The following is a 12,887-nucleotide window of genomic DNA, read 5'->3' on the forward strand; positions in this document are numbered from 1 at the left end:
GAGTCATGTGTCCAGCCGGGCGGCGATCCCGTCGAGGACCATGCCGAGGAGCCGTTCGAAACGCCGGTCGCCGTCGTCTCGGAGGTGCCCGGCCTCCTTGACCAGTGACGCGCCTTCGCCGAGCCAGGCGTCGCGCTGGTCGATCGAGTAGCGCGACGGATCGGCCCCGGCGGCCTGGCGCCTCTCCTGCTCCTCGATGACGAAGCCGACGGCGAACGCGGTGACCAGGTCGATGGCGTCGTCCGCGTCGGCGGGCTTCCAGCCGGACGCGGTCCAGCGTTCGAACAACGGCTCCTTCATGCGGATTACGTCCGGGTCGGTGATCCGGGTTCCGCTGAAGATGCGGGCCCCGTCGCGGTGGAGCAGGTACTCCGAGCGCAGCACGCGGGCGTAGGCGGCGAGGTCGTCGCGCCACCCGTCGCCCGGCGGGATCGCGGCGAAGGCGCCGGCCACGCGGCGCATGACCTCGGTGGCCATCTCGTCGAGCAGCTCCTGCTTGTTGCGCACGTGCCAGTAGAGGGCGGAGGGGCGGACGTCCAGTCGGGAGGCGAGTGTGCGGACGGTGAGGGCGTCCATGCCCTGGTCGTCGAGGAGTTCGAGCGCCGTCGTGACGATCTGCTCCCGGGTGATGCCCTTGGTCATGCTTGACACCTTAACAGCGTTCAGTAATGCTGGTCACGGCCCTGAACTTAGTTAAGGAGAGCCCGTGATGCGTGCTGTAGTCGTCACCGCGCCCGATGCGTCGCCCGTCTGCCCCGACTTGCCCGAGCCGACGGTCCCGCCCGGTTCCGAGCCCCTGCATCTCGTCGGAGTCGGCCCGGACGGCAACCTGCGCGGGCCGGCCACCCGGCGGCACTACGGCCGCGTCCGGATGAGGTGTCCGCCGGTACGGGCGACTGGTCTGCACCGGGTGCGCGCGTCTGCCCTTCGGGGCGATGGGCGATGGGCGATGGGCGATGGCCGAGCGGCTGGTCGCTCCCTTCCAGGCGGAGGTTCCGGCGGCGGGGGCGGCTGGGATGGTCCCCACCACGCGGCGCAAGGAAATGGTCCCCACCACGCGGCGCAAGGAAGTGGGGGCGTCGGGCACCGTGCTGGTGCTGGGCGCCACAGGATGTCGGGCAGCCTCGCCGTGCAGGGGCGCCGGCTTTCGGGGCGGAGCGGGGCACCGCCGCCGGGCGCCGTCCGAAGGTGCTGGAGCGGCTGCGCGGCACGGGAGCGACGACCGTGTCGCCGGCCCAGGACTGGCCCGACGCCCCGGAGAAGGCCCTGGCCGATGCGGTGTCCGAGACGTCGCCCGGTCCCGTGCCGGACTGCCTGTGAGGGCTCGGCACCGAGGCCGCCTTCGCCGCGCTGGGGTGGGTCGCGACGGCGAGGACACCGAGGCGAACACGGCCTACGTGTAGATCGGCCGGCTCGCGGGCCTGGAGGCGTCGCTGCCCACGGACCTGCTGCGCAGCCGGCGAATCCGGATCACCGGGAGCGGCGTCGGATCGCGGTCAGCCGAGGAGATGCTCGCCGAGGCGCCCGAAGTCATGGCCCGCTTCGCCGACGGGTCCCTGCAACCGCCCTGCAACGGCCCTGCAACCGCCCTGCACCACCTTCCCGCTGAGCCTGGTCGGTGAGGCATGGGCACACACAGGCCGCAGCCGCGCCGTCGTCGTGCCGGATTGAGCAATCCATTCATCGGAACGTGACCTGAAAAGGAAAGCCATGCAGAAGCAGGAGAGGGCATTAGTGGTGAGGCTCGGGATCGCGGGGATGTCCGCGGCGATCGGGCTGCGCCGGGCCGGCTGGACGCCGGTGATCGTCGAACGGGCACCAGAGCGACGTACCGGGGGCTACTTCATCTTCATGTTCCCGGAGGGCGTGCGGGCCGCGGCCGACCTGGGGATCGCCGACCACCTGCACACCCGCAACCCGGAGTGGCGACCGGGCGGGAACTCGTGGTCGGTGGATCGCCGGGGCAGGCGGAAGCCGGCTCTGGGATTGCTGGACGCGCCCAGCGGGCTGGCGGCGGTGCTGCGCAGTGACATCGAGGCCGCTTTGTGGCAGGGCATCACCGGCGACGGGACCGAGGACGCGGTCGAGGTGCGGTTCGCGACCACTCCGGCCGAGATCACCGAGGGCGCCGACGGGGTGCGGGTCCTGCTCGAGGACGCCGGCACCGGGAAGCAGTACCGCGAGGACTTCGATCTCGTGGTCGGCGCCGACGGGATGCGTTCGAGCGTGCGCCGGATGGTGTTCGGTCCGGACGAGGACTACCTGGCGAACTGGAAGGCGATGATCTGCGCCTTCCAGCTCAAGGAGCAGGTGCCCACGTACGAGGCGAGCGACAGCATCATCGTCTCGCGCCCCAAGCGTGCGATGTGGGTGTTCGGACTCGCCGACCACGCGCCCTGCGCGTGGTTGACCTACCGCACCGAGGACATCCCGGACCGGTTCGCCGGGCCGTCGATCGAGCAGGTGCGCGCGGCCTTCTCCGGGATGGACGACGACCCCGTGGTGCGCCACGTCCTGGACTCCCTGGAACAGGCCCCTGACCACGTGTTCGACTCGATCCACCAGGTGAAGATGGACCGGTGGAGCAAGGGGCGGGTCGTGCTGGTCGGCGACGCGGCCTGGTGCATGAACACCTACTCGGCCATGGGCTCTTCGTCCTCGCTGCGCGGCGGCGCCGCACTGGGCGTGGCCCTGCGGGAGCACCCCGGCGACCTCGCCGCCGCCCTGGACGCCTGGGAGACCGGCCTGCGTCCCTACATCACCAGCCAGCGGCGCTCCGCACGGATCAAGCAACAGCGGTTCGTGCCGTCCAGCCGCCCGGTCCAGGTGCTGGTTTCGGGCGTTCTCGAGCTGATCCGCAGGGTCGTCCACCGCCGGCTGGCGGCGGAATTCACCACGGCGGCGGCCACTGTCCCGTCCGGCACGGCACGGTGACGGCCGTGCGGAAGAGGGCGTTGGTGGTGGGGCTCGGGATCGCGGGGATGTCTGCGGCGATCGGGCTGCGCCGGGCCGGTTGGACGCCGGTGATCGTCGAACGGGCGCCCGAGCGGCGCACCGGGGGCTACTTCGTCGGGCTGTTCCCGGAGGGTGTGCAGGCCGCGGTCGACCTGGGGGTCGCCGACCACCTGCACACCCGCAACCCGGAACGGCGACCGGGCGGGAACTCGTGGTCGGCGGATCGCCGGGGCAGGCGCAGGCCGGCTCTGGGATTCCTGGACCAGCCCGGAGAGCCGGCAGCGGTGCTGCGCGGCGACATCGAGGCCGCGTTGTGGCAGGGCATCACCGGCGACGGGACCGAGGACGCGGTCGAGGTGCGGTTCGCGACCACTCCGGTCGCGATCACCGAGGGTCCTGCCGAGGCGCAGGTCCTGCTCGAGAACGCCGCCACCGGTGCCCAGTACCGCGAGAGCTTCGACCTGGTGGTCGGCGCGGACGGGATGCGTTCGAGCGTGCGCCGGATGGTGTTCGGTCCGCACGAGGACCACCTGACCACCTGGAACGCGATGATCTGCGCCTTCCAGCTCAAGGAGCAGGTGCCCACGTACGAGGCGAGCGACAGCGTCATCATCGCGCGCGCCAAGCGGGCGGTGTGGGTGTTCGGGCTCGCCGACCACGCGCCCACCGCGCTGCTGACCTACCGGACGAGGGACATCCAGGAGCAGTTCAGCGGATCGCGGGTCGAGCGGCTGCGCGCGGTCTTCTCCGGGATGGACGACGACCCCGTGGTGCGCCACGTCCTGGACTCCCTGGAAGAGGCCCCCGACCACGTCTTCGACTCGGTGCACCAGGTGCGGATGCCGCGGTGGAGTACGGGACGGGTCGTGCTGGTGGGGGACGCGGCCTGGTGCATGAACCTCTACTCGGGCATGGGCGCCACGTCCTCGCTGCGCGGCGGCGCCGCACTGGGCGTGGCCCTGCGGGAGCACCCCGACGACCTCGCCGCCGCCCTGGACGCCTGGGAGACCGGCCTGCGTCCGTTCATCACCAAGCACCAGCGCACCGCGCGGCTCAAGCAGCAGATGTTCGTCCCGTCCAGCCGTCGGGCCGAGGCGCTGCGCTCAGTCCTCGTCGGTCTGGCCCGAAGGATCCGAGGCCGCCGGCCGGCGACGGAGGCGGGCGGACCGCAAGCCATGGCGCTGTCCGACACGTCGCGGTGACGACGGTGTCCGCGTCGACTGGCGCGGCGCCCTGGGGTTCTTCGCCTGCGCGTACCCGGTGGCGTCCGCGTTCGAGGCGCCGGCCATCGGAGAACTGCCGTTGGAAATCATAGGGCCCCGCCAAAGGGGGGGGCGACCCGAACCAATGACAACCCAGGTGTGTCGCCGAATTGAGGACGATACCGCGGCACGCTCATCGAGAAACGAGGAGAAAATGCTGAAATCGCTGGTGCGCAAGAATCTGGCCATTGGATTAGTGATCACGACCGTCATGACGACGCTGTCGGTGGTTATGGCGGACGACGGCAGCAAGATGGAAGAATTCAGGATGTCGCTGATGGTGGGCTTTTTGATAACGGGGGCGGTGACAGGGGTTACTTGGTTGGTGCAGCGGAAACGTTCGGCAACGTGACGGGCGTTGGAGCGCCGGCCCTGCCTTGCCGGCGCTCCAACGGCATGCGGGCAGGACGATCGGGTTCGGGAAGACCTGGACGACGTCGGTGCGGCGTTTGATTTCCCGGTTCGGCCGTTCCAGCGGGTTCGTTGGCTGGTTCTTCTTGTACTTCTGGCGCGGGAGGTCTGCGAACGCGGCCGGCTCTTCCTTGGCCTCCAGCAGCATCTCTCCGACCGCTCGGTCCCCCAACCTCGGCCGAAGCCGTACGCGGCCCTTGGCGCGGCGTCTGTCCAGCTTCTTGCCGACAGGCCAGGACAGCGGGGAATGAACCCGGCCGGCTCATGGTTCCCGTAACCGAATCTGATTCGGTTAATGGAAGGACAGCCATGACTGACTCCTCGCGGCGGGACGCACTCCTGGAAGCCCGCTACGGGCAGCAGGCGACACCGGGGAACATCATCTGGAACGAGCAGGTCGAAGCGCTGCTCGCGCACCGCTCAGTGCGCGCGTTCACCGACGAACCGCTGCCCGAAGGCGCTCTGGAGACGGTGGTGGCGGCCGCCCAGTCGGCGTCCACGTCGTCGAACCTTCACCAGTGGAGCCTCGTGGCCGTCTCGGACCCGGAGACGAAGGCAGAACTCGCGAGACTGACACACGGCGTGGAGTTCGCCGGGTTCGACTTCGTCGCCCAGGCCCCCAGCGTGCTGCTGTGGGTGGCGGACATGTCGCGCACCCACGCGATCAGCGTCGAGCAGGGCGCCAAGCCCGTCGTCACCGACTACGTCGACGCCTTCCTGATGGCGTCGATCGACGCGGCCCTGGCCGCCCAGAACGGTCTCGTCGCGGCAGAGGCGATCGGCCTGGGAGGCGTGTACCTGGGCTCGCTGCGCAACCACGCCAAGGAGCTCGCCGACCTGATCGGACTTCCCGCGTACGCCTACGTCGTATTCGGCATGGCCATCGGCACCCCGGACCCGCACCGCCCCAGCGCGGTGCATCCCCGCCCGGCGCAGGACGTCGTGCTGCACCGCGAGCGCTACCGGACACGGCCGACCAAGGAGTGGATCGAGGACTACGAGACCGCGTTCAAGGACTTCCGCGCCGAGTACGGACTGCGTGACAAGACGTGGAGCCACTCCGTCGTGGTGGGCACAGGCCTGGATTACATGGACGGGCGTGAGAACCTGCGTCGTACGCTGGAGGAGCGCGGCTACCTGCTGCGCTGAAGGGCATTCGACGGGAAGTGAGGGCGCCGGGCGTGGCCAGGCCGAAGACGCCGCTGTTGTCCGCCGCACGGATCGCGGACGGCGCGATCGAACTCGCCGACCGCACCGGTGACGTTCAGATGACTCAACTGGCCCGGCACCTCGGCGTCGCCCCGTCCTCCCTCTACTCCCACGTCACAGGCCGGGCGAAGGTCATCGACCTCGCCCGGCAGCGGATGCTGGAACGGATGGAACCCGTCGGCCCCGCGCACGACTGGCGCGAAGCCGTGGCCAACCTCCTGCGCCGGCTCGCCACCCTGTACTCCACACACCGACGCATCCTGCCGCTCCTGTCCACCACCGCGATGGCCTGCGACCGTTCCCTCGCGGTGTACGAGCCGATGTTCGCCGCACTGATCGAAGGGGGCTTCCGGCGAGACCAACTGCGCTTGGTCGTCGCCATGGTGGAGTTCCAGGCGTTCGGTCTCGCCCAGGGACTGCCGGCACCGGTCATGTCCGACCGCATCCGCGAGACCCTTCCCGCCTACACCGCATCAGTGGACCACTCGCGCTACGACCTGGCCACCGCGACCGAGTTCTCCGTGGCCATGGTCATCGGCGGGCTGGAAGCGATCCTGGCCCACGCCGGAGGGCCGTGACACACGGCCCTCCCCGCAGGCACTGAGGGAGGCTTTTCGGGCTGCCCGACGTCGCCGAGGGCTGCGACGTCCGACACAGGTGCACAAGGTGGTCTGGGTCCGCGGCTTCCACCGTGCGGCGCGGGGCGTCGGGCGCGACACTGCCCCGGGGTAACAGGGCGACGCCCAGGCCGTGACGGACGAAGTCGGCACCGGCCCCGATGGCGGTGATCTCGATGGTGACGTGGCGTCGAAGCCCGGCCGCGATGAACGCGCGATCCGTCACAACGCGGTTGCCGTAGCCGGAGGGGAAGTCGATGAACGCCTCACCGGCCAGCTCCCCGAGCGCCACCCGGCTCCGGTCGGCAAGCCGGTGTCCCGCAGGAACGACGAGGTCCAACGGCGTGGGCGGTGAGGTCTCTCCACTGCACGCTGGACGGCGGCGAGTCAGGAATCGACACGAACGCGAGGTCGAGGCTGCCCTCGGTGAGCGCATAGAGGAGCCCGGGTGAGCCGCCGTCTGACGCCGCGGTGGCCAGACGCACGGAGACAGCAGGGTGCTCGCGGTGGAAGCGGCCCAGCAGCTATACGTGGCCGCATTGGCTGGTTCGGGAGTACGGACTGTGCCAATCAAAGGCTTCGACGCCCCGCAATGAGTGCTCTGCCACGGCGTCACGTACCCGGCTCCGTCGTGATCGACGACTCCTGGGCCACCGCCGGCGGCGGGATACCTGGGTCGACACACACCTCCTGCCGGTCCCCGCCCGGTCGCTCGACGCAATGTCGACGACTGACCGAGCACAGAAGCACGCGGTGCCCTCCCTGTGCCGGCGCTACTGGCGATCCACGCGATCGACGTGATCCAGGTGGAAGGTCAGCCCGGCAACGGTGCCCGACTGGACGACGGGACCGTGCTGGACTCCGCCGCTGATGCGGTTGTCCACCGTGCGCCAGTTGTCTGCCGTGGACGCCGAGAGTTGCAGTAGCGAGGTCAGCAGAGCGCGCAGGGCCTCGTCGCTGCCGTCGTCACTGCTGTCGTCGGCTTCCGCGAGTCGGCGGAGACGGTTACCGAATCGTCGGCTGATCTCGCGGGCGGACCGTTCACGTTCCGTGGCGTCGGCGGCGAGGAGCCGGGTCCTCGCGTCCTGTAGGTCGTCGAACGCGTCGGGGTCCGCGCCTGTGCGGGTCAGGTACCGCCCGACGAGTTCCCTGGCGCGTGTCCAGGAGTCGGTGACCATGAGGGAGACCAGTGTGGTGGCGCCCGACGCCGCGAGTACGGTCAGTTCACTGTCCATGTTCTTCTCCTAGGCGAGGGGGGAGCCGGAGGCGGGCGCCTCGTCGTCGTCCGGAGCGAGGGACGCCGGTGGATCGAAGTGGTGCTGGATCTCCTCGGCGGTCTCGTGGCGGTTCTGCTCCTTGATGAGGCCGGCGATCTGTGCGGCGAGCATCGGGCGGCGTACATCTCCGTCGGTGAAACCGATGCTGTCGAGGAAGTCGGAGAGGCGCATCGTGGCCGTCTCCCGTCCCTGCGGCGCTGAGGGAGACTCCGTCTCGGGAGAGTCCGATGTCGTCGGCTCGCCGCCCTGCTGAGAGATCAGATCCTGAAGCCGTTCGGGAATGTCGGTGTCATTGGCCGCCGAGGTGAGCTGAGCGAGCAGGGCCAGGTCGTTCACCGTGCGTTCCACGTGCTCGTCGTTCCTGGCGAGCCACCAGACCACGGCGCTGCCGGTGTCCTTGAGGACGTCCTCGCCCAAGTACTGGCGCCTGCTCTGTTCGTACTTGCGCTGGTGCACCCAGACCGCCTCGTCCTTGCGTACGTCGGCGAGCTCGTCGAGGCGCTCCTGGTCCTGCTGCACCAGGACGAGCTGGATGTTCTCCGCCATCGCCTGGAGGTGCCCGGTGGACTCGGGCACCATCCTGCTGAGTGCGCCGGACAGTTCCTGCTCGACGAGTGAGGCCCGGACCGGTTCTCGTTGCTCGGTGATGGCGCGGGCCCGCTTCAGGACCGCGTCGACGGCGAGGCCCGCCGGATTGAGGACGGGGGCAGTCGTGGGAGCGTCGACGAGGTACCAGCGCACCGTCGCGGAGAAGACGAAGTCGTAGTCGGCCCACTTGCTGGGCAGCACTATCTGGCTGACGCGGTGTTCCGTGCGTTCCACGGGGGCGGCCGTGAGCTGCTCCTGGAAAGCCACCGGTACCGTGCCGCGGCGCATCGTGGCGATTCGGAAGACGGCCGCGGGGACGACGAGCAGCAACACTGCCAGCAGTGGCCAAGCCCATGCGGGCCACCGCTGCGTCAGACCGACGATGCTCAGCAGGAGACCGCTCAGAACGGTGAGGAAGACGGTTGTGGTTTTCCGTGCGGTGGTCATGGTCGAGTCCCCCTGGGTGAGGTTGTCGGCGGTGTGGCCGGAGCGATGCCTTGAGCCGCACTGATCTTGTGGAGCAGCAGACCGGTGGTCTCCGCGGCCCGCGCCGCATCCCCCGGACCGGTGCGCTCGGCGTCGCGGGCGCACGCGTACAGCAGGGCGAAGATCTTGCCCCGCTCCTCCGTGCACCGCTGTGCCGCGCTGACGAGGAGGTCGAGCAGGAGCCCGCCGTGCGGTCCGGTGCCGGCGGCCGCCCAGTGGAGCCAGCGTCGTGCTTCGGCCTGCCACTGCGGAGGCGGCAGCTCGGTGAGTACCGCGTGCCAGCAGGTTGTCAGGGAGCGCTGCACGCTCTGCTCGTCGACCAGCGCGTGCGAGGTGCCGGGGTGAAGTGTCAACAGGTCGGGGTCGCTGGCCTGGAGGAAGATCCCGAGATTGGCGGGTGAGAAGTCGGAACGGGCGAGACGGTCGAGCAGCACGCGGTGCAGCCGGCGGCTGCGCGCCACCAGATCGCACAGCGCCTGCCGGGCACGCGTCGTGCTGCGCTCACGCCGAGCCAGGTGGTAGAGCCTGACCAGGGCTTGATCGGGATGACTGGTCGCGAGGACGTCGGCACAGACGCGGACCAGCACCTGCGCGAGCTCCCCCTTGAGGCGCCGGTTGGCGCACCACTGGTAGATCTGCTCGCGGAGGTCCCTGGCGTGCACCGGGTCCGCCAGCCCGCGGGTGAGCGCATGAACGGCCGCTTCCAGGCGAGGCCGGCTCGTCGCGCCGGTGCTCCAGCGTTCGACGAGGGCCCCGAGCCCGTCCGCACGTCCGGTCCGCAGGTATTCAGCCGCCACGCGTTCCACCAGGCCGTCACGTACGACGGTGACGACGTGCGGGTCGTTCAGCTCCACCACACTCGCGGCCCAGGTGCCGAGGTGGGGGCGGAGATCGGGCATGTGGTCCCAGAAATGGGCACGAACGGCGGAGTCGAAGTCCAGCTTCTCGAACCGGACCTGCCCGTTGGGGGCGGCAGTGGCCGAGATCTCGATGAGTCGCTCGGCGAGGTCTCGGTGCTGCAGAGGCGAGTCGCCCGCCGGCGGAGGTCCGAGGGCGCTCAGCAGTTGCTCGGCCGCGCGGTGAACGACATCGGCATGCGCCCCGTGCAGCATGGACACGGCGATCAGCAGAGCTCGTTGCGGCGCCTCCCGCAGCGTGGTGACGAGCGCGGCGGCTTCCCTTCGGCCGTCATTCCGCGCCCGCCCGGCCGCCTCGCACCACTGACCGAATCCATCCCCGGGCTGACCGCCCTCGCGTGCCCGGCGCACCAGGTCGGCGAATTCCGCGATCTCCCGCATCGGCCTGTTCGCCGTCAGGAACCCGGTGACGGTGCCGTCCGGCCGGAGATACTGATCAGGCGGCACACCGTGCAGGCGCAGATGCCGCCGGAGAACGCCGATACCGGATGGCCGTTCGAGCACCACGCGGCAGTACTGCAGGTCCGGGTCGAGAACGCCGCGGTGCGGCATGACCACGACCAGATGAGCCCGCTGCTCCTGCACGGCCTTGCGCAGCGCCGGGAGGTCGGCCTGGGCCGCGGCCCAGCGACGGTCGTGGGCGGCGGAAAGGTCCAGCAGCAACTGATCACCGGTCCCGACCAGAGCAGGGTCCTGGAGGGAGAGCTCGCCCTCCTCACCGGGCAGGAGTTCGTGGAAGACACCACTGTCCCGGTGGTGTTCGTGCAGCAGTACACGGGCCACAGCCGACCGGCCGATGCCCGGGACACCGTCCAGGATGACGGTGCCGGTGTCGGCGAGTACGGCACGAGCCTCGCCCATACGCGGCGGAGCGACCAGTACGTAGCGCAGTCGACGGAGTTGGTCCTCGGCGACTCGGCGGAAAGCTGGTTTGTCCGAGTCCTGTAGTTGCGTGCCGATGTAGACGTCGCCAGGGCCCGTGACCGTGACACCCGAGTCCCGGACCCAGGTGCCGGTGTGCTGGTTCACCGGTCCTTGTCCTCGTGACCGTCCCGTTCACCGAACCGGTGCTGGATGGGGCCGTGGTGGTCACCCTCGAAGTACGTCGTCCCGTCACCCGAGATGTGACGGTCGCCCGAGACGTGACGTGAATGCGAGTAGATGTTGCCGTTCCCGGTGTGGACAGGACCGTGGGCGCCCTTGACGACCGTGCCGACGTCACCGGTGAAGTCACGGCTCTGTACGGCTGTACCGTTCACGGTCCCGATGGAGTTGGACACGCTGCCCGGCGCGGGCGTTCCCGCCTCGGTGCCGGACCGGTCGTCGAGGCCGGGGATCAGGTCGGTCATCAGATCACCGATGCGCGCGACACACACGTCGGTGTCACCGGAGTCGAACGCGATGGACTGGAGATCGGCGAGCCGTCGCAACGCGGGCGGCAGATCGGCCTTGCTCAGCCGGCTGGTTTTGCGTCCGTCCAGAACGGGGACCACGGGGACCTCACACTGGAAAGCCTCCTCGATCTCCTTGCGCACCCAGTCCTCGGGATCCTCCAGCCGGGTACGGAAGTTCGTCCAGTCCGGTCCGATGATGGCCAGAAGTACGGAGCTGCGCCGTACGGCGGACAGGAGCCGTTCGGGCCAGCTTTCACCGGGGACGATGGACTGTGACGCGTGGAACGCGTGTCCCGGGCCGAAGCGGTGCGACAGCCCTTGGCGGAGCAGGGCCGCAGTCTTCTCCCCGTCCCCGGTGCGGTAGTTGATGAAGATCTCGCTCATGACGGTGACTCCTCAAGAGGGGTGGTCGGGCCTGACAAGGTGCCGAGCCGCGGTGCCAGCCGGCGTACCGGCGGGTGGTCCGGGTAGCGGCCCAGCACCCGGACGAGCCGTCGGAGATCGGTCGTGACGGTCGCCGAGCGCACCGCCGCCACGCCGTCGAGCAGTGGCTCCGTCAGCGCGCACGCGTGGTCGATCTCGCCGGCGGAGGCATAGGCGAGCGCGCGGCGTACGCCGTACCGCACCTGTGTACGCACCGCGGCGGGGCCGACCTGAGTGAGCTGCCGATCCAGTTCCTCGCCCGCCTCGCGCGCTCGCCCGAGATCGACGAGGCACCAGCCGGTGACCATGCCGACCGAGTCGGGAAGATGCATGGAGCCGATCACCGGACCGTCGGCACCGTCGTTCCGGCGGGCGAGCAGAGTACGGGCCCGGTCCAGGGCACGGAGACAGGCGCCGACATCACCGGCGAGGGCATGGCCCTGCGCTTCGCGCTGTGCGGCGAGACCGCGGATCCGTGACGGCAGCACGCCGCTCTGCGCCCGGCGGGCCAGCGCGATCGTCTGCTCGGCGTCCTCCCGGTACAGGGTGACCAACGCCCTGCGGACCAGCGCGTAACCGGCCAGTGCCTGATCACCGCCGGCGGCGGCCAGGTCGACCGCACGCTGCGTCCACCACAGCGCCGCACGCTCGTCCCCGGTCTCCTGTACCAGCCAGCCCACGTATTCGGCGTACCGGGAACCGAGCGCCAGCAGGCGACGCCTGGTGTCGCTGTCGCTCTGCGCCGACAGTTCCCGCAGCGTGTGTGTCTGCGTGATCAGGACGGGCAGGAGCAGGCCCGGCTCCACGGCCTGGCCGAGTCTGCGGTAGTGCGTGAACAGTGAGCGTGAGGCTTCCAGCATGCCGGCGCCGGCGGCCGGGGAAACCGGACCCGATCGGTCCGACCTCCAGGTCATCAGTGAGGCGACACCGGCATTCATCACCTCACGTCGGCCCACGGGCCCGAACGAGCTCGGGCCGTCCGGTGACAGCTGCATCATCCAGTTCTCCTCCTCGATCTGGCCTGGCGCCGACACGGCGGGTGAATCGACAGCGGTAGGAGCAGGGGTGCTCAGGGTGATCAGCGCCCCATCGGCACCGAGTGCGGCGTCGCACAGCCGCGCGAGATCACGGCTGGGTGTCTTGATGCCCCGCTCGACCTTGCTGAGTTGTGCCTTGCTGTAGTGCACGAGACCGGACAGGCCCGTAAGGCTCAGTCCGGCCTCCAGGCGCCGCTTCCTCAGTTCCTCGCCGAACGGGGTGGACGGATGTGGCACGGGAACCTCCCAAACCCGGTCGTCCGGACTGAGGTGGCACTGCACGGAAGAGTGCGGTACCAACTCCCGGACGG

12 protein-coding genes and 1 pseudogene are annotated in these 12,887 nt (G+C 69.7%); 5 read left to right on the forward strand and 8 right to left on the reverse strand.

Going from position 1 to position 12,887, the window contains the following annotated elements; translation table 11 throughout:
* Positions 1-3: 3 nt before the first annotated feature.
* On the reverse strand, positions 4-642 hold the full coding sequence (locus tag ACRAKF_RS29015) for a TetR/AcrR family transcriptional regulator C-terminal domain-containing protein (RefSeq protein WP_447040485.1): 639 nt from the start codon (positions 640-642) through the stop codon (positions 4-6).
* Positions 643-1,710: 1,068 nt separating this feature from the next.
* Between ACRAKF_RS29015 and ACRAKF_RS29020 the strand changes: the two genes are divergently transcribed.
* From ACRAKF_RS29020 to ACRAKF_RS29030, 3 genes are all read left to right on the forward strand, one after another.
* Positions 1,711-2,934 (forward strand): FAD-dependent monooxygenase, encoded by a 1,224-nt coding sequence (locus ACRAKF_RS29020; RefSeq protein ID WP_447040486.1) that lies wholly within the window; start codon positions 1,711-1,713, stop codon positions 2,932-2,934.
* A 5-nt stretch (positions 2,935-2,939) separates the two neighbouring features.
* The gene (locus ACRAKF_RS29025; protein ID WP_447040487.1) at positions 2,940-4,157 is read left to right on the forward strand and encodes an FAD-dependent monooxygenase; all 1,218 of its coding nucleotides are present in this window, start codon (positions 2,940-2,942) and stop codon (positions 4,155-4,157) included.
* Between the two features lie 214 nt (positions 4,158-4,371).
* On the forward strand, positions 4,372-4,569 hold the full coding sequence (locus ACRAKF_RS29030) for a hypothetical protein (RefSeq protein ID WP_447040488.1): 198 nt from the start codon (positions 4,372-4,374) through the stop codon (positions 4,567-4,569).
* A gap of 51 nt (positions 4,570-4,620) precedes the next feature.
* On the opposite strand, the pseudogene ACRAKF_RS29035 reads toward ACRAKF_RS29030, so the two are convergent.
* Positions 4,621-4,785: pseudogene (locus ACRAKF_RS29035) on the reverse strand (transposase); the annotation flags it as partial.
* Between the two features lie 152 nt (positions 4,786-4,937).
* On the opposite strand from ACRAKF_RS29035, the gene ACRAKF_RS29040 reads away from it, so the two are divergent.
* Positions 4,938-5,777: an NADPH-dependent oxidoreductase gene (locus tag ACRAKF_RS29040; protein ID WP_447040489.1), complete on the forward strand. Its 840-nt coding sequence runs from the start codon at positions 4,938-4,940 to the stop codon at positions 5,775-5,777.
* Positions 5,778-5,809: 32 nt separating this feature from the next.
* Positions 5,810-6,415 carry a TetR/AcrR family transcriptional regulator gene (locus ACRAKF_RS29045; RefSeq protein ID WP_447040490.1) on the forward strand — a complete coding sequence of 202 codons (606 nt, stop codon included), beginning with the start codon at positions 5,810-5,812 and terminating at the stop codon, positions 6,413-6,415.
* On the opposite strand, the gene ACRAKF_RS29050 is transcribed toward ACRAKF_RS29045, so the two are convergent.
* From ACRAKF_RS29050 to ACRAKF_RS29075, 6 genes are all read right to left on the reverse strand, one after another.
* Positions 6,369-6,890, reverse strand: coding sequence for a LysR substrate-binding domain-containing protein (locus ACRAKF_RS29050; protein ID WP_447040491.1), 522 nt, complete (start codon positions 6,888-6,890; stop codon positions 6,369-6,371). The genes ACRAKF_RS29045 and ACRAKF_RS29050 overlap by 47 nt on opposite strands.
* Before the next feature lie 337 nt (positions 6,891-7,227).
* On the reverse strand, positions 7,228-7,689 hold the full coding sequence (locus ACRAKF_RS29055; RefSeq protein WP_447040492.1) for a hypothetical protein: 462 nt from the start codon (positions 7,687-7,689) through the stop codon (positions 7,228-7,230).
* A 9-nt stretch (positions 7,690-7,698) separates the two neighbouring features.
* Entirely contained in the window at positions 7,699-8,766 is a 1,068-nt protein-coding gene (locus tag ACRAKF_RS29060; RefSeq protein WP_447040493.1) for a hypothetical protein, read from the reverse strand.
* On the reverse strand, positions 8,763-10,751 hold the full coding sequence (locus ACRAKF_RS29065) for a hypothetical protein (protein ID WP_447040494.1): 1,989 nt from the start codon (positions 10,749-10,751) through the stop codon (positions 8,763-8,765). The genes ACRAKF_RS29060 and ACRAKF_RS29065 overlap by 4 nt, the downstream gene beginning before the upstream one ends.
* Positions 10,748-11,500 (reverse strand): toll/interleukin-1 receptor domain-containing protein, encoded by a 753-nt coding sequence (locus ACRAKF_RS29070; protein WP_447040495.1) that lies wholly within the window; start codon positions 11,498-11,500, stop codon positions 10,748-10,750. The genes ACRAKF_RS29065 and ACRAKF_RS29070 overlap by 4 nt, the downstream gene beginning before the upstream one ends.
* The gene (locus tag ACRAKF_RS29075) at positions 11,497-12,813 is read right to left on the reverse strand and encodes a helix-turn-helix domain-containing protein (RefSeq protein ID WP_447040496.1); all 1,317 of its coding nucleotides are present in this window, start codon (positions 12,811-12,813) and stop codon (positions 11,497-11,499) included. Before ACRAKF_RS29075 ends, ACRAKF_RS29070 begins: the two co-directional genes overlap by 4 nt.
* Positions 12,814-12,887 lie beyond the last annotated feature (74 nt).

This window comes from Streptomyces sp. DSM 118878 (assembly GCF_052936595.1).

Excerpts from the sequence above, each read along its gene's own strand:
- ACRAKF_RS29060 (WP_447040493.1), bottom strand. The coding sequence starts at position 8,766 with ATGACCACCGCACGGAAAACCACAACCGTCTTCCTCACCGTTCTGAGC.
- ACRAKF_RS29050 (WP_447040491.1), bottom strand. The coding sequence starts at position 6,890 with ATGCGCTCACCGAGGGCAGCCTCGACCTCGCGTTCGTGTCGATTCCTG.
- ACRAKF_RS29070 (WP_447040495.1), bottom strand. The coding sequence starts at position 11,500 with ATGAGCGAGATCTTCATCAACTACCGCACCGGGGACGGGGAGAAGACT.
- ACRAKF_RS29015 (WP_447040485.1), bottom strand. The coding sequence starts at position 642 with ATGACCAAGGGCATCACCCGGGAGCAGATCGTCACGACGGCGCTCGAA.
- ACRAKF_RS29040 (WP_447040489.1), top strand. The coding sequence starts at position 4,938 with ATGACTGACTCCTCGCGGCGGGACGCACTCCTGGAAGCCCGCTACGGG.
- ACRAKF_RS29030 (WP_447040488.1), top strand. The coding sequence starts at position 4,372 with ATGCTGAAATCGCTGGTGCGCAAGAATCTGGCCATTGGATTAGTGATC.
- ACRAKF_RS29055 (WP_447040492.1), bottom strand. The coding sequence starts at position 7,689 with ATGGACAGTGAACTGACCGTACTCGCGGCGTCGGGCGCCACCACACTG.
- ACRAKF_RS29020 (WP_447040486.1), top strand. The coding sequence starts at position 1,711 with ATGCAGAAGCAGGAGAGGGCATTAGTGGTGAGGCTCGGGATCGCGGGG.